This window comes from Actinomadura sp. NPDC048021, assembly GCF_040653135.1.
GTDB lineage: Bacteria > Actinomycetota > Actinomycetes > Streptosporangiales > Streptosporangiaceae > Spirillospora > Spirillospora verrucosospora.
This window is the reverse complement of record NZ_JBEZJQ010000018.1, coordinates 142,583-159,892: the sequence shown is the minus strand read 5'-3', so window position 1 is coordinate 159,892 and position 17,310 is coordinate 142,583. Positions and strand designations below refer to the sequence as shown.

Annotated in this window: 19 protein-coding genes and 2 pseudogenes; 10 read left to right on the top strand and 11 right to left on the bottom strand. The window is 69.3% G+C overall.

Annotation, left to right across the window (positions count from 1 at the left end; genetic code table 11):
• Window positions 1–70 precede the first annotated feature (70 nt).
• Both AB0C87_RS27985 and AB0C87_RS27980 read left to right on the top strand, forming a co-directional pair.
• The gene (locus AB0C87_RS27985) at window positions 71–1,285 is read left to right on the top strand and encodes an Ig-like domain-containing protein (protein ID WP_345177970.1); all 1,215 of its coding nucleotides are present in this window, start codon (window positions 71–73) and stop codon (window positions 1,283–1,285) included.
• A gap of 54 nt (window positions 1,286–1,339) precedes the next feature.
• Window positions 1,340–2,452 carry a hypothetical protein gene (locus AB0C87_RS27980; RefSeq protein ID WP_360580305.1) on the top strand — a complete coding sequence of 371 codons (1,113 nt, stop codon included), beginning with the start codon at window positions 1,340–1,342 and terminating at the stop codon, window positions 2,450–2,452.
• Here AB0C87_RS27980 and AB0C87_RS27975 read toward each other — a convergent pair.
• Window positions 2,442–2,666 (bottom strand): hypothetical protein, encoded by a 225-nt coding sequence (locus AB0C87_RS27975; RefSeq protein ID WP_360580303.1) that lies wholly within the window; start codon window positions 2,664–2,666, stop codon window positions 2,442–2,444. The two genes, AB0C87_RS27980 and AB0C87_RS27975, sit on opposite strands and share 11 nt — an antisense overlap.
• Before the next feature lie 80 nt (window positions 2,667–2,746).
• Complete coding sequence (locus AB0C87_RS27970; RefSeq protein ID WP_360580301.1) at window positions 2,747–3,187, bottom strand: ATP-binding protein; 441 nt, start codon at window positions 3,185–3,187, stop codon at window positions 2,747–2,749.
• A 110-nt stretch (window positions 3,188–3,297) separates the two neighbouring features.
• Here AB0C87_RS27970 and AB0C87_RS27965 point away from each other — a divergent pair, with 110 nt between their 5' ends.
• The 6 genes and pseudogenes from AB0C87_RS27965 (at window position 3,298) to AB0C87_RS27940 (ending at window position 6,782) form a co-directional block, all read left to right on the top strand.
• Window positions 3,298–4,107: a helix-turn-helix transcriptional regulator gene (locus tag AB0C87_RS27965; protein WP_360580299.1), complete on the top strand. Its 810-nt coding sequence runs from the start codon at window positions 3,298–3,300 to the stop codon at window positions 4,105–4,107.
• Window positions 4,104–4,289, top strand: coding sequence for a DUF397 domain-containing protein (locus AB0C87_RS27960; RefSeq protein WP_360580297.1), 186 nt, complete (start codon window positions 4,104–4,106; stop codon window positions 4,287–4,289). The genes AB0C87_RS27965 and AB0C87_RS27960 overlap by 4 nt, the downstream gene beginning before the upstream one ends.
• Window positions 4,290–4,299: 10 nt before the next feature.
• Window positions 4,300–4,407, top strand: a pseudogene (locus AB0C87_RS27955) (DUF397 domain-containing protein); the annotation flags it as partial.
• A 51-nt stretch (window positions 4,408–4,458) separates the two neighbouring features.
• Window positions 4,459–4,656 carry a DUF397 domain-containing protein gene (locus AB0C87_RS27950; protein WP_360580323.1) on the top strand — a complete coding sequence of 66 codons (198 nt, stop codon included), beginning with the start codon at window positions 4,459–4,461 and terminating at the stop codon, window positions 4,654–4,656.
• Window positions 4,657–5,002: 346 nt separating this feature from the next.
• Window positions 5,003–5,578, top strand: coding sequence for a dihydrofolate reductase family protein (locus AB0C87_RS27945; protein ID WP_360580295.1), 576 nt, complete (start codon window positions 5,003–5,005; stop codon window positions 5,576–5,578).
• An 802-nt stretch (window positions 5,579–6,380) separates the two neighbouring features.
• Window positions 6,381–6,782, top strand: coding sequence for a hypothetical protein (locus tag AB0C87_RS27940; protein ID WP_360580293.1), 402 nt, complete (start codon window positions 6,381–6,383; stop codon window positions 6,780–6,782).
• A gap of 209 nt (window positions 6,783–6,991) precedes the next feature.
• On the opposite strand, the gene AB0C87_RS27935 is transcribed toward AB0C87_RS27940, so the two are convergent.
• From AB0C87_RS27935 to AB0C87_RS27920, 4 genes and pseudogenes are all read right to left on the bottom strand, one after another.
• Window positions 6,992–7,438 (bottom strand): hypothetical protein, encoded by a 447-nt coding sequence (locus AB0C87_RS27935; protein ID WP_360580291.1) that lies wholly within the window; start codon window positions 7,436–7,438, stop codon window positions 6,992–6,994.
• Window positions 7,439–7,662: 224 nt separating this feature from the next.
• Window positions 7,663–8,558 (bottom strand): annotated as a pseudogene (locus AB0C87_RS27930) (IS5 family transposase).
• 48 nt (window positions 8,559–8,606) lie between these two features.
• Window positions 8,607–9,251, bottom strand: a complete 645-nt coding sequence (locus AB0C87_RS27925) for a TetR/AcrR family transcriptional regulator (protein WP_360580289.1) — start codon at window positions 9,249–9,251, stop codon at window positions 8,607–8,609.
• Window positions 9,252–9,388: 137 nt separating this feature from the next.
• Window positions 9,389–10,210 carry an SDR family NAD(P)-dependent oxidoreductase gene (locus AB0C87_RS27920; protein WP_360580287.1) on the bottom strand — a complete coding sequence of 274 codons (822 nt, stop codon included), beginning with the start codon at window positions 10,208–10,210 and terminating at the stop codon, window positions 9,389–9,391.
• A 134-nt stretch (window positions 10,211–10,344) separates the two neighbouring features.
• Between AB0C87_RS27920 and AB0C87_RS27915 the strand changes: the two genes are divergently transcribed.
• Both AB0C87_RS27915 and AB0C87_RS27910 read left to right on the top strand, forming a co-directional pair.
• The gene (locus AB0C87_RS27915) at window positions 10,345–11,397 is read left to right on the top strand and encodes a hypothetical protein (RefSeq protein ID WP_360580285.1); all 1,053 of its coding nucleotides are present in this window, start codon (window positions 10,345–10,347) and stop codon (window positions 11,395–11,397) included.
• A gap of 101 nt (window positions 11,398–11,498) precedes the next feature.
• Window positions 11,499–12,071, top strand: a complete 573-nt coding sequence (locus tag AB0C87_RS27910) for a hypothetical protein (protein ID WP_360580283.1) — start codon at window positions 11,499–11,501, stop codon at window positions 12,069–12,071.
• Window positions 12,072–12,147: 76 nt separating this feature from the next.
• Here the strand turns inward: AB0C87_RS27910 and AB0C87_RS27905 are convergent, their stop codons facing one another.
• From AB0C87_RS27905 to AB0C87_RS27885, 5 genes are all read right to left on the bottom strand, one after another.
• A complete protein-coding gene (locus AB0C87_RS27905) occupies window positions 12,148–13,182 on the bottom strand; it encodes a CU044_5270 family protein (RefSeq protein ID WP_360580281.1) in 1,035 nt (344 codons plus the stop codon).
• A complete protein-coding gene (locus tag AB0C87_RS27900) occupies window positions 13,175–13,774 on the bottom strand; it encodes an RNA polymerase sigma factor (protein ID WP_345177946.1) in 600 nt (199 codons plus the stop codon). The genes AB0C87_RS27905 and AB0C87_RS27900 overlap by 8 nt, the downstream gene beginning before the upstream one ends.
• A gap of 161 nt (window positions 13,775–13,935) precedes the next feature.
• Window positions 13,936–14,541, bottom strand: coding sequence for a GNAT family N-acetyltransferase (locus AB0C87_RS27895; protein WP_353831973.1), 606 nt, complete (start codon window positions 14,539–14,541; stop codon window positions 13,936–13,938).
• A gap of 68 nt (window positions 14,542–14,609) precedes the next feature.
• Window positions 14,610–15,938 (bottom strand): serine/threonine-protein kinase, encoded by a 1,329-nt coding sequence (locus AB0C87_RS27890; protein WP_360580278.1) that lies wholly within the window; start codon window positions 15,936–15,938, stop codon window positions 14,610–14,612.
• 82 nt (window positions 15,939–16,020) lie between these two features.
• Window positions 16,021–17,253, bottom strand: a complete 1,233-nt coding sequence (locus AB0C87_RS27885; protein WP_345177939.1) for an amidohydrolase family protein — start codon at window positions 17,251–17,253, stop codon at window positions 16,021–16,023.
• Window positions 17,254–17,310: the final 57 nt, after the last annotated feature.

The window sequence follows — 17,310 nt, the reverse complement described above, 5'->3', positions numbered from 1 at the left end:
TTGCCGGCCCCGCATCGCGCGGGAACCGGCGGGCTGTTGAGGGAGAACGGTGCGAGGTAAGGCGTTGGTGATGGCGCTCGTCCTGGGCCTGGCGACCGCGTGCGGTGGAAGCAGCGGCGGCGACGGCGGCGGCGGGACGACCACGAAGGGCGACGACGGCGCCCCCCAGTTGACGATCACTCCGGCGGACGGCAGCGGCAAGGCGCGTCCCGACCAGGGCGTCACCGTGACCGCCGCGGGCGGCAAGCTCGGCGACGTCAAGGTGAAGTTGAAGGGCGTCGACGTTCCCGGCGCCCTGTCCGCCGACAAGACCAAGTGGCGCTCGACGTGGACGCTCCAGCCCGGCGGCAGCTACCAGGTGTCGGCCACGGCGACGTCCGACAAGGGCAAGTCCACCACCGCGACGAGCGCGTTCCGCACGATCCGCTCGACCGCGGCGACCCGCGTCAACAACGTCGTGCCCAGCCAGAACGAGACGGTCGGCACCGGCATGCCGGTGTTCGTCCAGTTCAACAAGGCCGTCCCGGAGAAGGCCAAGCCCGCCATCGAGCGCGCCATCGAGATCTCATCGACGACGCCCACCGAGGGCGCCTGGCGCTGGCTGAGCGCGGGCGAGTCCTTCAACGGGCTGCCCTCGGTCGTCTTCCGCCCGAAGCACCCGTGGAAGGCGAACCAGACCGTCACCGTCAAGGTCCACTTCGCGGGCCTGAAGATCGGCGACAACGTCTTCGGCGACCGCGACACGGTCCGCACCTTCAAGATCGGCGACTCCCACGTCGTCAACATCAGCGCCACGACGCACCGCGCCGTCGTGAAGAAGAACGGCCGCACCGTCCGCACCTGGGGCGTGAGCCTCGGCAGCGGCGGCGACGTCCAGGGCGACGGCGTCGACCACCTGCTCACCACCAGCGGCGTCCACCTCACCATGGACCACGTCCGCCTGGAGCGCATGCGCCCGCCCGGCAAGAAGAAGGGCGACCCGGGCTGGTACGACGAGAAGGTCCCGTGGGCGACCCGCATCTCCAACAGCGGCGAGTACATCCACCAGAACATGGACGACCCGACCTGCCTCGGCCGGCGCAACTGCAGCCACGGCTGCGTCCGCTCGCCCTCCAGCGACGCCCAGTGGTTCTTCCACTGGTCCTACCGGGGCGACATCGTCAACATCACCGGCACCAAGCGCAGCCTCCAGTGGACGAACGGCTGGGGCTACTGGCAGCTCCCCTTCTCCAAGTGGACCAGCGGCAGCGCCCTCGGCAAGTCCATCACCACGTCCCACGCCTGACCCGTCCGGGCCACTACCCTTCGTGACCGACAGGTCGCGGGGGGAGTGGCCCGGGTGGCAACAAGAATCATCCTTCACATCGGCGTGCAGAAGTCGGGCACGACGTTCCTGCAGCAGGTGCTCCAGGCGAACGCCGACGCCCTCGCCAAGGCGGGCGTCCGCTACCCCGTCAGCCCCGACTGGGCCCGGGGGAAGCGGACGGTCGCCAACCACGAGTGGGCGACCTACGGCCTGCTGGGTGCGGAGTTCCCCTGGGTGTCGCACGACCGCGCCTCCGAGGAAGCGACCTCCTGGCAGACGCTGCTGGACGACGTGAAGTCGAGGCCCGGCACCGTCCTCCTCTCGGCCGAGGCCCTTTCGGTCATCCGAACACCCGCGATCCACCGCTTCTTCGACGCGCTGGGCGCCGACGACATCGAGGTCGTGGTCACGGCCCGCAGCCTCGGCTGGGCCCTGCCCTCCCTCTGGCAGCAGCACATCCGCAACGGCCGCTCGGTGAGCTTCGGGACCTACCTGACCGGTCTCGCCAACGAGCGCGAGAAGGGCCGGGACCACATCGAGACGGACCGGTCGGCCCACCTGTGGCGGGCGTTCGACCTGGGCCGCCTGGCCCGACGCTGGTCGGACGCGGGAGCCACCCGCGTCAGCATCGTCACCACTCCGGGCAGGCCGCCGCGCCTCCTGTGGCAACGCTTCGCCGAGGCGATCGGCCTTCTCGCCCTCGCCGAACCGCCCACCATGCCCACCGAACGCGCCCACACCGGCCTGACGGCCCCGGAGACGCTGGTCCTGTCGTCCATGAACGCGGCCATCCGCCAGGCGTCCTGGAGCGGCCAGCACGCCGACTGGATCCGCCAGGCCGTCACGGCCCGCTTCCAGGCCCGCCCCCGACGAGGCGGCAAGGTCGCCACCCCACCCGAATGGCGGGAACGCCTGACGGAGTGGAGCAACGAGGATCTGGCCGCCCTCCAGGACACACCCGCGCACATCGTCGGCGACCTTGAAGACCTGCGCTACGACCCGTCCGCGGAGACAACGACACCACCGACCCCGGAGGAAATAGCCCAAGCCGGCGCCGAAGCAGCCATGGCCCTGGCAACGGTGGCTCTCCAGGAAACCCTGATCCAACGGAACATCCGCCGCCTGCGCCACCGCCTCACCACGTAGCCGGAAACAACCGCCCCTTCAGCACGGAATCGACCCGCTCCCCGGCAGCCTTGGCGTCCCCGCACGGGAAGAGGACCCGGCCTCGCTGGACGTCCTGGTAGACCCACGCACCGCCAACGGCCCGCGCCCTCACGACCACGCCCACGTCTTCCGCGACCCCGCTCGCGTACACCCAGAGCAGCGGCGTGGGGAACTCGCGCCCGTACAGCTTCACGCACCGCCACCCAAGCGCCCCGACCGCGAGCGCCAACAGATCCAGATACCGGACGGCTTTCTGCCGCCTCCGCCACCGCCTCAGCACGAGACCCTCGCCCACACCCACTTGCCGGGCGCGGCCCCGGTCACCCCGCACGCGGACGCCAGCGCCTGCACAAGCGGCAACCCCCACCCGCCCGTCCCGTCGTCGTACCCGTCATCCAGCGCCCGAGCGTCCGGCCCCATATCCCCCGGCCCCAACACCGGCCGAGTCACGGGCCTCTCCTCAGACGGATCCCACACAGCCACCAAAACGCCGCGCACCTCCCGCACGCACCTGATCCGGATCTCCCGCTCCCCGGCGACCCGCACGGCATTGGTGACGAGCTCCGCCACGATCAGGAGAACGCTGTCAGCCACCACCCCGAGCCCCCATTCCGAAAGCCGCAACCCGACCACCGTCCGCACCATCCCCGGCACAGTCCGATCAGCAAGGCAACAAATGTCCACCTCGCCCGCATCTACGACCTCTACCGCCATTTCCACCACCCTCCTTTCACCGGATTTCACGGACAACAGTGCGATCAGCGAGTTACTTTGGCCACACTTTCACCCGCACTGAAAACGAACGATCTCCAGAAGGGTCGGCAATGGAAAGCCACGACTCACTCGATCCGCGATCTTCCCTCTGGGACCTCGTAGCCGTTCAACTGCGACTTCTCCGCCTGAACCACGGGTGGACCTGCCAGCAGGTGGGGGACGTGGCAAACGCCTCCCGGTCGCATGTTTCAAACTGGGAGGCGGGCCGCCGCCGCCCCAACCAGGCGAACCTCGCGCCGCTGGACGAAGCATGGGGCACGGCGGGATTACTGACCGCCCTCGCCGAACACGCCAAGGACGGGCACGACCGCCCACGCGTAGGCGCCTTCCTGCAGTACGAGCGCGACGCCACGTCCATCAGGAACTACACATCCGACGTCGTGTTCGGCCTGCTCCAGAGTGAGAGCTACGCACGCGCGCTGTTCCAGAGAGGCGGCGTAGTCGAGGACGTCGAGAGTGCCGTGAAAGATCGCATGGAGCGACAGGAGCGCCTGTATGGGCCGAACCCACCTCACCTCTGGGTGATACTCGCGCAGACGGTCCTGTGGTGGCAGGTGGGTGGGCCAGAAGTGATGTCCGGTCAACTTTCCCATCTGCTCCGCATAACGGAGTTCGACCACGTAAGCCTGCGCATCTTCCCCGTTTCAGCAGGATGGCCGGGAGTGAGCGGCTCGCTCAGCCTCATGACCACGCGAGACTCAGAGGTCGCCTACCTGGAGTCGGGACGCATGGGGCGGCTGGTCGAACGCCCTCCGGAAATACGGGAGTTCGGCGTAAGCTATGACCGAATTGGGGCGCTTGCGCTTCCAGAGGACCAGTCAAGGATCCTGATCAAGCACATGCTAGGACTGATGAAATGACCACTTGGCTCAAGTCCACTCACAGCGACGAGACTGGAGGCCAGTGCGTCGAGCTGGCCGCGCTCCCCCACGCAGTCGCCGTTCGCGACAGCAAGGCTCCCGACGCAGGGCACCTCACCCTCACCCGCCGCGCCTTTGCCGACCTCCTCGCTCGCGCCAAGCAGGACAGACTCCCGCACTGACCCGGCCGGCATGCGGGCACGGAACGAGGTAGGAGACGCTGTGACGGAACACCGCCCCACGTGGCGCAAGAGCAGTAGAAGCACAGCGGGCACTTCCGAGCAGTGCGTGGAAGTCGCCCGTCTTCCCTGGCGCAAATCCACACATAGCGACGAGACTGGGGGCCACTGCGTGGAACTCGCCCTGTTTTCACGGCGCAGATCCACTCGCAGTGACGAAACCGGCGGCCAGTGCGTCGAGCTGGCCACCTTTCCCCACGCGATCGCCATCAGGGACAGCAAAGCCCCCGACGCAGGCCACCTCGCCCTCACCCCCCAGGCCTTCGCCGTCCTCCTCAGCCGGGCCAAGCGAGACATTCTGCCGCGTTGAACATCGGGATGATGCTGGAACCCGACGGTCCCGACCTGGAGTTCCCCGCCCCAAGACCGCGCATCCGCACATCCGCAGCCTGGCCTTCAACGGGCAGGTGGAGCCTGACCCCGATGACCTTCGCGGTCTCCTCCACCCTGGCCATGCCGGTCCGCTGCCCCTTCACCTCCAAGCCGAGCTCGTCGAGGCGGCAGGGCGCGCCGAGAGCTACATCCTCGATCCGCAAGAGCCCGAAAGATTTTTCGAAAGAAATCCGGGAGGCGTGTCGGGTCGGGGCGGTGGTGTTCGTAGCAGGGGTGAGGCCGCCGCAAGGCGCGGCGCGACCGACTTCCCGCAGGGAGACACCGTGACTGCCACGTACACCTTCGACATCTTCTCCACGCTCGACGGCTTCGCCAACCACGAGGGCGACTGGGGCGGCTACTGGGGCAAGCAGGGCCCCGAATTCCTTGCGCACCGCGCCGCCGCCTACCGCGACCCGCTGCGCATGGTGCTCGGGGCCAACACCTACACGTCGAACGCGCCGTTCCTCGCCGCAGGCTTCGATCGCAGCCTGTTCGACGGGTGGATCACGCGCATGTTCGATTCCCCGGTCACGGTGCTTTCCAGCCGGCTGACCGAGCCGCTCAACTGGCCGGAGACGACCATCGAGTCCGGCGATCCCGTCGAGGTGGTCACGCGCCTCAAGGCCGAATCCGACGTGCCGCTGCGCTCCCACGGCAGCCTGAAACTCAACCGGGCGCTGCTGAACGCCGGCCTGATCGACACCATCGAGATGACGGTCTTCCCAGTGATCTCCGGGGCGACCGGCGTTGACCGAATCTTCGACGGTGCGGACGACTTCGACCTGGAGCTGCTCGGGGCCCGTACTTTTGACGGCCAAACGCAGGTGCTGACCTATCGTCCGACCCGGCACGGTTGATCGACTACGAGCGGCGATGAGCTGATCGATTCCGTATGAGCATCGGGCGCTGGAGGCCGGTGGCGGGGCGCGACCGTGCTGGGGTTCCGCCTGGAACACCCACGCAGACCACCCTGGGAAGAGCAAGGCTGGGAGATGGCCTGCATGGCCACCGTGAGGATCCCCGGCCGCTACCCCTCACCCCGCGTGTGCGAATCATGGCGGACGCCCCCCGGGCCCTCCGGATCGAGACCTGGGGTGGGGCCGTCGAACTCTGCGGCACATATGACGAACCGGCCGTGGAGATCAGCCCCAACTGCGGAAAGCGAACTCTCCGCAAGAGCGCCTGATCCACCACGGCCAACGGCCGTCACCGTCACCGTCACCAAGGCTTCGGCGCCGAGCGCCACCGCGCTTGCGGTGATCGCGATCGTCCTGCGTCCCGAGGGGAGGGCTGATCATCGCCGCTCGTGCTCTCCGTGCGGGGGGGATCACATGCCACACGTCCCAGGAGGGCGCGGCCGGAGCATCGCCGTCGATGCGGCAGGCTCTTGAGCATCCTGGGAGGGGTGGGTGTCGTCCTGCCTGCCGCGTCCACCGCGCGGCAGACGGTGGTGACGCCCGCCTCAGCGTGTGCACGGAGCGTCCTGGGCGCCTTCATCGTCCGTGGACCGCAGTGGCCTGGCCACCGGCGCCGACCGGGCCCCGTACCAGACCCACAAGATCAAACCACGCATATTGAGCCATATGCTGACCTGCACAGACTTTGCTCAGCGGGATCGACCGGGGTGACGGGACAGCGATGCCTACTCACGAGTGGACCATGGCCAATGACGAGTACGGCTCGCGTCCCCGCCCGAGGCAGAAGACCTTCCTAATCATCGCCTTGGGTTTGCCGGGGCTCCTGGGACTGCTCGCCGTGCTCTACTCGATCGGTGCGCTGGAAGGGAACACCCCGTCCCTTGGCCCGAAGAACTACAGGGCCAACGTCGATTGCCAGGTGAATGCGGCCGGATCGCAGGGCACGGTGACGATCAGCGGCACGATCGCAGGCGACGCGACGAGTTACTCGGTCACCGTCGAGGTCCTGGATGCGGCCTCCCGCCAGCGGATCGGCCTTCAGACCTTCGAGGTTCGAGGCACGAAGACCTTCGGAGGAACCTCCGCGGCGCAGGCTCCGATCGGCCCCGCAGGCATCGAATGCAAGATCACCAAGGTCGCCTGAGACGCCGCCTCATCCGGCGAGACGACGGTGGCAGATGGGCGGCGCAGGCGGCGGCAGACGCGATCGCCTAGGCAGCGCCTGTCAGAGATCGTGTCCTGACCAGATGAACCCGGCGCGGTGCGCCGGTACCTGGATGTCGCAGTGGCCGTCGAACGGATCGGCGGCCGGGAACAGGGTCCCGGCCGCCGATGGGTGTCGGTTCCCCGGCCTTACTTCTGCGAACCATCACCGGAGGACTTGGGGTTCTGCCCCTGCGGGGCCACTGTTCCAGCAGCGCTGACGGTGCCGGTGCGGCCGGCGATGTAGTCGGCGAGGACGCCCGCGAGGATGCCCAGGCCCATGGCACACGCGAGGGGCCCCTGGTCGCCGAAGGCGAACATGAAGCCGCTCAGGCCAAGGATCACGAGGCCGCAACCCAGCATGGTGTACGAGGCGACCTTGCCCAGGAGGACGGTGCCCACGCCGGCGATGATGACGATGAGCACGCTGGCGATGATGGCGAGCATGGCGCCAACGGCGCCGCCCAGCATGACGGCCCTGACGACATCCTGCCCGCTGACGTCGCCGACCAAGGACATGAGGGAGACCTGACTGGCGGTGACACCGCCGATGATCGCTGCGACGAGGATGGTGAGAAGGTTCGTGAGACCCCTCATGATTCTCTCCTGCTTTAGATTTTTCCCGCTTACTCGCACGGGCTCAGAAGAGACCGTACAGAACTCGACCGCATCGACGGGAATCGGCAACTATCGGCGGCAATGCCGACCTGGGATGCCCTGGCCTCGAAGCGTTGGCGAAAGCACCTGCAGGCAGGCCGGTTTCGAGGCGTTCCCACTCCGCAACACCAGACGCCAGGCGCCGGCGCTTGAGGGACGCGGCGCTAGGGCGTGTTTTGTGGATCGTGGTTGAGCCAGAGGATGAGGCTGGCGATGGTGACGACGGCGCGGTAGTGGGCGGCGAGCTTGTCGTAGCGGGTGGCCAGGCCGCGGAAGCGTTTGAGCTGGTTGAAGCAGCGTTCGACGACGTTGCGGCGGCGGTAGCGGTCCCGGTCGAAGCCGCAGCGGCGGTGCCCGCGCCGGGCGCGGGCGGCGAGTTGGTCGCTGCGTTCGGGGATGGTGTGCGGGATGCGCCGCTTGCGCAGGTAGTCGCGGATGATGCGGGTGGAGTAGGCCTTGTCGGCGATCAGGTGCCCGGGCCGGGTGCGCGGACGGCCCGGCCCGGTCCGGCCGATCGCGATCGCTTCGACGACCTCGATCAGCCGGGTGCAGTCGTTGATGTTGCCGGCGGTCACGGTGAACGCCAGCGGCAGGCCGCGCCCGTCGCAGGCCAGGTGAATCTTGGTGGTCAGTCCGCCGCGGGACCGCCCGAGCGCCTGTCCGAGTTCCTGCCCGTCGGCTGGTGATGCCGGGTTCGTCCCCTGCCGTTCCCCTTTTTGCGGGCGCCGGCGGCGTGCTGGTGGGCGCGCACGATGGTGGAGTCCACGCACACCGCCGACCAGTCCACGATTCCGATCGCATCGTCGTGGACCTGGACGTGCGCCAGCAGCCGCTCCCAGGTCCCGTCCCTACTCCAGCGGCGGAACCGCTGGTAGAGCGTCTGCCACGGCCCGTAGCGTTCGGGCACGTCCCGCCAGTCCGCACCGGTCCGGACCTTCCACAAGATCCCGTTGATCACCTGCCGGTGGTCACGCCACCGCCCACCAGGACCCGAAGCAACCGGCAGCAACGGCTCGATCCGCGCCCAGGCCGCATCGGTCAACTCATGTCGCCGCACCATGGCCACCATCAAGCCACAAACCAAAGATCCAGATCCGCAAAACAGGCCCTAGGCGGTTTCAGTCGATTTCGGGGCGAATGCCTGCAGAAAGGTACTGACCGCGGCGCGAGAGAGGGCTCGCAGTTCGGCGTTGGGGACGCGCCGGGTGCCGAGGCGTGCTCGTTTGTCGATCGGGCCGGAGAGCAGGCCGAAGAACTGTTCGGCGGCCAGGAGTGGGTCCGGGGTGTGCAGGTGCCCACCTACGGTGAGGCGCGCGAGCCGGTCGGCCAGGGCTTCGGTGATGCGGTCGGACGCGCGGGTGTGGATGGTGTCGAGCAGGTCGGGGAACTGGTTGATCTCGGCGGAGAGCAGCCGGCGCAGCGCCCAGGACCGGTCGTCGCAGTAGCACTGGAGCAGGCGCAGGCCGACGCCTTCCAGCGTGGCGCGCAGGTCGGTGCCGCGATCGGTGAGCCGGTCGACCGCGGCCAGGTTGTCGGCCAGCGCCTGATCCGCGGAGGCGGCGACGGCCTCGCGGAGCAGGTTCTCCTTGTCGCCGAAGTGGCTGTACACGGTGGCCTTGGCCACTCCCGCTTCGGCCGCGATCGTGTCCACCCCGGCCTGGGCGTAACCCGCTCGGGCGAAGACGCTGAACGCGGCGTCGAGGATCGCCTGCCGCTTGTCGATCCGGCCACGCGCCGCGACGGCTCCACTCATTCCCACAGCCTACGCAACGGCCCGTCGAACCAGACTCACCAGTCCGACCAGATGGTCTTGCCAGTCCGCTGCAGAGCGGACTTCCCGATGAGGCCATCGTTGATCGATCGGCTGGCGGGCGCCGACGTCCGACCTGGTCAGCCAACCCTGGCGAGAAGTTCGTCGGTGAGGCGGGACAGTCGCGCCGCGTCTTTTGCGGAGAACAGTTCGCTGTGCACGTTCAGCTCGATGAACAGGTGGAACGCGGTCAACGGCGGCTTGGGCGGATCATCGAGTAGCCGCAGGAGAGGCGGCACGACGTCGGTCGCGGGTTTGGCCATCTTCCGCTGCTGCCGGAGGTACGCCGCGGTCCGCGTATCGAGTTCGCCCGCGTAACTGGTCGCCGTGGTGCCGGGGTGGAAGAGCACGTACCGTACCGGACCTTTGCCGTGCCGCTCGGCGAAGGTCACACCGAGCAGATCGTTCAGGCGTCCGGTCATGAACATCGCGTGCACCAGGTCGTACTGCCGGATGCTCTGCAGATCGTCCCAGGCCACCGGCGTGTCGTGGCCGGGCCCGGCGACGTTCACGATCACCGGCCGGTCCGCCTTCTCCAACGGACCGAGCAGCCCGTAACCCAACAGCAGGCGGCTGAGGTAAAACAGTGCGAAGTTGCTCTCCAACCCCTCGGCGGTCACCGACCGGCGGGACCGCATGAACCTCGCGCACAGCACCACGCCATCGATGGCCGGGTGCTCCTCGGTGAGCCTGTCGACGGTGTGGCGGGTGTTCGAGACCAGGCTGAGGTCGGCCTTGACGAACGCCGCGCTTCCCGGTGCCGAGGCGGCCTCGGCCACCAGTAGTTCACCCTTCTTCGGGTCGGTCCCGACCATCACGGCCCTGTCGCCCCGGGAGAACAACGCGCGGGCCAGTGCCGCACCGATGCCGTCGGTGCCACCAGTGATCACATAGGTCTTCATCAAATGGACGTCCTGGTCGTCGTCATACGCGGATTCACGTGGCCGTACACGCGTGCCCTCGGCCACAAGACCAGACTGACAAGTCTGGTTAGGTGGCCGGGACGGTCGCTCTCGAATCCCGCTACCGTCCAGGTGTGATCACCTCGCCGCCCTTCGCCCTGCTGGAAGAGCTGCTCGGCAGCCGCACCGATGATCCTCGGCTGGCCGAGTTGCACCGTGCCCACGGTCTGCGTCCACCGCCGATGTTTCCCGCCAGGGACGGCTGGGACGGTATGGGCGTCCCGGAGCAAGGCTGGGAGATGGCTTACAAGGCCACTGTGAGGGTCCCCGGCCGCTACCCCTCACCCCGGGTGCGCGGCCGCGGTCCGGTGATCGGCTATGTCACCAAGGTCTACTTCACCGAGTCCTATCCCGCGCCGGTGCGGGACGGCCTCACGGTCGCGCTGCCCGAGCCGGAGGCCCGCGCACGGGCGCTGGACAGCATGGTCGCGGAGTACGGGAACGTCGTCCACGTACTGCACCGCGACGAGGAGAGCACGTTCGAGGTGCGTTACCACGAGGACGGCCGGTTCATCTGGTACCTGCTGACCCTCAACGAACGCGCCGAGAACGACCCGGAACTGCTGGAGGCGGCGATACCGAATGCCCGGGCGATCCCGCTCTGGCCGGCTCCCGACCCCGACGAGCCCGCTCCCGCCGCCCTGCGAGCGTTGAAGGACCACCAGGACGCCTCTGGACTCGACGGGATCGACTTCGAGGCGTTCGACCGCTTCGAGCCGAAGGCGGTCGCGTCCTGGACCGGCAATGACGACGCCGACCGGGAGTTCCGCGTGTTCGGGGTGGACGGCAGCGGCGGGCGGGTCGCGTTCTGGCTCGTCCATGAAGGCCTTCCGATCGAGCGGCAACCCGTCGTGCTGTTCGGGAGCGAAGGCCACGCCGGCCCGGTCGCCAAGGATCTGTGCGACCTGCTCTACCTGCTCGCCGCCGGCGTCGCCCCCTTCGATGCCTCCATGGCGTACACAGCCGACGAGGACGTCGACGAGGACCCCGGCCCACAGCCCGAGCTCGCCCGCATCGCCGAAATCCACCTCCAACGACGCGAAGGCCGAACCCCGAAAGCGATCGTCGAGGACGCGGAGAACGAATACGCCGACGTCAGAGACCGTGTCGACGCCCTGACCAGATGAACCCGACTCTGGGAGGCCGGAGCATCGCCGACGATGCGGCAGGCTCTTGAGCAGCCGGAGAAGGGGCTGATGTCGGTGTGAGCAGTGATCAGGATGAGCTCGTGGTTCGGCCGGACTTCCGGACGGGGCTGATCGTTCTGGTCGTCGTGGCGGTGGCGGGCGCGGGCATCGTCGCCGCGATCCTGATCGGCGACGCCCCGACCGTGTTCGCCCTGATCGTGGGCGGCCTGTTCGCCCTACTGATCCCTTTGGCGATCGGGGCCCTTCTCAGCGCCCGGATCACCCTGACGGCTCACGAGCTCGTCGTCCAAGGGCTGTTCGGCCGGAAACGTGAGCCACGCTCGCGCGTCGCGGAGGTGGTGCGCGCGAGCATCATCGCGCCCCGCGGAGGGGCCGGTGAGAGCCTGTTCGTGCTCGGCGCGCAGCGCGCCCTGCTCTTCAGAGTGCAGGGCAGCCTCTACTCGCGCGAGGACCTCACCTGGTTGGCGGACGCGCTCGGCGTGCCGTGCAGCGGGCCCGGCCGTCCCGTGAGCGCCAAGGAGTTCGCCGAGACGTACCCGGGCCTTGTGTCGTGGGTCGAGCAGCATCCCTACCGGCTCGCCTTCGCGGTCGCCGGGGTCGTGTGCGTCACAGGCATGGCAGTGGCGTTCGTTTCGCTCGCGACGGCGTCCTGACCGGCCCGGAGCCTGCCGCACAGCGCGAGGCGAGGCGGGGCCGGTCGGGATGACCGGCCCCGCCTGCGCCGCGGGCTCAGTTCACCGCCGGGGGGCGGTCCGCGATGGAGACCTTCAGCTGTGCCGAGTTGGTCAGGACGCTCCCGACCGGGGCTTCCGCCTTCTCGGCCTTGGTGACGACGCTGCGCCGGCCGAGGAACTCGTAGGTCTTGTCGTCGAAGATGTACTCCTCGCGGATACCGCCGTCGAGCGGGTCCAGCGTGACGGCGATGCCGGTCCTGCCCGCCGCGTCCACCGCGCGGCCGACGGTGGTGACGCCGTGGATGGCCGCCGCCGCCCGGAACAGCGCGGCCCGCTGCGCGCGGGGCATGTAGGCCTCGGTGAGCATGCCGCCGACGTTCTGCCACGCCGTGGCGTCGGCTTGGGGGCCGGTGCCCAGGCCGATGTACAGGTGCTGGTACATCTTGGCCGGATCGGCCGGCAGGCGGCTCAGGTAGGCGTAGTCGCTGCGCAGGTGCTCGGCGCGGCGGTCGAAGTCGGCGGCCTTGGACATCGAGCTGCGTCCCACGCCCTGGCGGGCCACGGCCGGGACGGGCCATCCCGGATACGGCTTGGGCTCCAGCGTCCTGGCCCACAGGACTCCGCGGGTGGCGTCGCCGTCCACGGGCAGCCAGATCTTCCGTTCCTGCCGGTCCAGGTAGCGTTCGTGGCGCCCGCCGGAGTTGCTCTCGACGGTGTCCATGGTCCGCGACTCGAAGACCAGGAACTGGCCGGGACGCGGGTGCAGCTCCGGGGACTTGGCCGCGTGGTCGGCGGCCTGCTTGAGCAGCTGCACCGACGCCACCGGCATCGTGTGCACGACCGGCGGGGTACCCGGCTCCTCGCCCGTGCCGACCGCGATGACCCCGGCCGTGGCGGCGGCAGCGGCCAGTCCCGCCGCCAGACCGATCCACCCGCGCCGGGTCCGGCCGAGGACGGGCCTGGAACGCCCGTGTTCCGGCGCCGTGTCCCGCATGACGCTCAGCAGCCGGCGCTCCTCGGCCCGCACGTCGGTCAGGTCGAGCTCGGGAACGTCCGAGCGGAACCGCTCAAGCTCGGTCATCTCATTCATGGACGGGCTCCTCACTGACGTAGATCACGGGTTCGGTCGCACCGAGGTGCCTGCGGAGCTTGTGCCGGGCCCGGTTGATGCGGGACCGCACCGTCCCGACGCGCACGCCCAGGGCCTGCGCGGCCTCGGCGTAGCTGAGATCACCCCAGGCGACCAGCAGCAGCGCGTCGCGGTGCCCCCTCGGCAGCGCGGCCAGCGCGCTCGCCAGCGCCCTGCCGGACGCCCCCGCGCTGAGCCGCTCGTCGCTGCGCTCGGTGAACGGCTCCATCACGGGGTCGGTGCCCATCCGCTCCAGGACGCGCAGCTGCCGCACCTCCGCCCGCACATGGCGGCCCATCAGATTGGTGGCGATCCCGTACAGCCAGGGCCGCGCGTTCGGACGGGACAGGTCGTACCGGTCGCGCTGCCGGAACGCCGCCAGGAACGTCTCGGCCACCACGTCCTCGGCGGCGTCGGCGCCCAGCCGGCGGATCACGTACCGCTTGATGTCCGGGGCGTACCGGCGGAACACCTCGGCGAACGCCTCGGGCTCCTGCCGGGACCGCCTGATGACGGAGGCGTCATCGGCGTCCTCTTCACTCGCTGTGCTCATACACGGCCTCTCGGCTTCGGGTCGGAACACCCGTTGTTGCCGAGCCGCCCCCATCCGGTTCCCATCGCGATCGCGAGAGCGGTCGGATACCCACGGACGGCGACGAGATCAGAGGATATGGACGTCCCACCCAGGCACGATGCGTGCCGTGCCCAGCCCGTTCATCGGGGATCGATGTCCAGGATCATGTCCAGGGACGTCTGGCCGTCCGGCCCGGCGAAGGAGCCGACCCGCCGGAAGCCGTTCTTCTCGTAGTAGCGGATGGCGCGGGGGTTGTCGGCCAGAACGCCGCCCCACAGGATGATCCTGCGTTTGCCGAGCCGCCGGGCGACCTCGCAGACGAGCGGCAAGACCAGCGTCGCCAGCCCCTTGCCCTGGTGGTCGTCGGCCAGCGTCAGGCCGAACCGGCAGTCGGTCGCCTCACCAAGGTGGATTCCGGCTCTGCGGTAGCGCACGAGGTCGCCTTCCGGCAGCGAGAGGCTGAACTCCAGCAGCCCCACGATCCTGGCTGACGCTTCTTCCTCCAGCACCAGGCGGAGCTTGTCGTAGCGCGCGATGGCCGCACACAACTCCTGCGCTGCCGCCAGGTCGTCGCCGTCGAACCCGCTGAACCTGCGGGACTCGGGAGAAAGCGCGGCGAGAAAGCCGGCCAGGCTCTCGGCGTCGGTTCGGGCCAAGGGACGAAAGACGAGGGGCACGCCGTCGGGCGACTCCAGACGGCTCCGCAGGGAGTCCGGATCCTCAGCGATCTGCGCCAGGGTGAGCACGGGTCTCCTCCGTTCGTCCCCACTCCTCGCTCGGGCTTCTGGGCAGTACCTGTGCGCCGGACGGCGAGCTAGCTTCGCCGCAGGCACCAGCGGCCGGTAGCCGGGAGTGCGGCCATGATCAGGGCAGCGACCGCAAGAATGAAAACGATCACTAGAGGGCCCCAACCGTACTCGTCCCCCCTGGCGCACATGCGCTGGGCCACCAGGCCGGCGGTCATCACGATCGTCCAGCGTCCTGCCGATCTGTGCCTGGACAGCAGCCACGCTCCGGCGACGAGCGCGACCGGCTCTGCCACGCCCACCGCCATGTTCACATTGGCCAGCACCGCGCCCGGCGAATCGGGGAGATCCAGGTCATAGGCGGAGCGGAGGAGCATGATCAGGAGCCCCGGAACGCACAGCAGGGCCAGCGCCATCGCGGCGATCGCGGTGCCGGCGCCGCCGCGCTGGACCGCCACCGTGGGGTGGCTCGCCATCTGGGGCTGTGGAGTCCGGGGGTGTCCGCCGCGCTGTTCGGGAGGGACATGCTGCGGCCCCATCGGCTCGCCGCGAAACGGCGGGCGGGCGGTGAGGCCGCGCAGGCGTTCGGCGACGGTGGCCGCGTCCCTCGGACGCGCGTCGGGCTGCTTGGCCAGCAGGTCCAGGACCAGGGCGCTCAGGCGGTCGTCGATGTCGGGCCGGACGGATCGCGGGGGCGCCGGGGCCTTGTTGAGGTGCTGGTAGAGGATGGCGCCGGCGCTGGATTCGGTGTCCACCCAGGTGGTCCCGGTGAGCAGCTGGTAGAGCACGCAGCCGAAGGCGTACAGGTCGGTGCGCTCGTCGACGGCGTGGCCCTCGATCTGCTCGGGCGCCATGTAGACCGGCGTCCCCGCCGACGACCCCGTAGCGGTGATCTTGGTGGCGTCGGCGAGGCGGGCGATCCCGAAGTCGCAGACCTTCACCTGCCCGGTGTCGGTCAGGAAGAGGTTGGCCGGCTTGATGTCCCGGTGCACGACCCCGCGCCGGTGGGCGGCGGCCAGGGCGTCGAGGATCTGCACCGCCCAGTCCGTCACCTGCGCGGCGGGCAGCCCGGCCGGCCTGTCGCGCAGGACCGAGGCCAGGTCGCGCCCCCGCATCAGCTCCATCACCAGGAACAGCAGGCGCAGCCCCCCGTCGGTGTGCTCGTCGACGTCGAACACCGTGGTGATGCCGGGATGGTTCAGGGTCGCGGCGATCTCCGCCTCCCGCCGGAACCGCGCGACCCCGGCCCCGTCGACGTCCCCGCTCAACGTGAGGATCTTCACCGCCACGGGGCGGCGGAGCCGCAGGTCGACGCCCTGCCACACCTCCCCCATGCCGCCCTTGCCGAGAGGCGCCTCCAGCCGGTACCGCCCGGCCAGCTCCAGACCATCGCGCATCGGCTCTCCTCAGCTCGGCAAGGCCGCCCGGGAAATCATATAGACGTCCGTGTATTTATAGGATGCCCGTGAGGCCGTCGCTTCACATGCCAGGGTCTCTCCGGGTGCCGCGGCGCCAGACGGCGCGGGTGTTGAGGGTGTCGGAGACGGCGGTGGTGGGATCGCCGTCGACGAGGAGGAGGTCGGCGCGCAGGCCCTCGGCGATGCGTCCGCGGTCGTCGAGGCCGAAACGGCGTGCGGGGACGGAGGTGGCCGCGCGCAGGGCGTGCACCGGGTCGAGTCCGGCGCGGACCAGGTACTGCAGTTCGTGGTGGAGGCTCGCGCCGTGGGCGATCCCGCCCAGGAACGGCAGGGGCATGGCGGCATCGGTGCCCGCCAGCAGGTCCACGCCCGCGTCGCCGAGGGCCTTGACGGTGGCCAGGACGTCTTCGATCTCGCCCTGCGGATAGTGGCCGTAGCTGGAGCGCAGCGTCGTGTCCCAGTCGGCGCTCAGCCGGGACGCGACGCGGGGGTCGTCGGCGAGGTCGCCGCCGGTGATCCCCATCATGGAGGCGTTCAGGACGACGCAGGGGACGACGAACACCCCCGCATCCTTGATCAGGTCGATGATCTCGCCGGTGGGGGGCCGGTCCATGAACAGGTGGGCCAGGCCGTCGATGCCCGCCTCGACGGCCATGCGGGTGGCGTCCAGGGTCAGGGTGTGGGCGACGGTGAGCATCCCGCGCCTCTTGGCCTCGGCCACGCCGGCGTTCAGGGTGGCCTGGTCGAGCATCGGAAGGCCGGGGTGCCCCTCGACGCTGCCGTCGTCGACCATGAACTTGATGTAGTCGGAGCCGCGTTCGATCAGCTGCGGGATGAACGCGACGGCCTCCTCCGGCGTGGTGGAGAACGGGATGAGCGGCGGCTGCCCGGGCGGCTTCACGCCCGGGGGCGGCCCGGGGCGGAAGCCCTCCGGGAACAGCTCGCTCGGGTGGCCGCCCGGCGGCGTGATGCCGAACCCGGAGGACCGCACATCGGCGAGGGCGTCGTTCTCGCCGATGTCCCCGCGGTTGTCGCGCGTGTGGAGGCCCTGCATCTCCAGCTCGGTCGTCACGCCGAAGCGCAGCGCCAGGGCGAGCGACTCCCGGGACGTGTGGACGTGGGCGTCGATCAGGCCCGGCAGGAGCGTCGCCCCGGCGCCGTCGACGATCTCGGCGCCCTCCGGGACGTCGCCGCCGACGCGGGCGATCCGCCCGTCCTCGACGAGCACGGTGGTCACGCCCAGGGTGTTCTCGCCGTCGAAGACCTGGGCGCCGGTGACAGCGGTCACGGGCATGGCTTACCTCGATCCTTAGGGTGCACCGCCAATATATAGCACCTGCTATGCAAATGC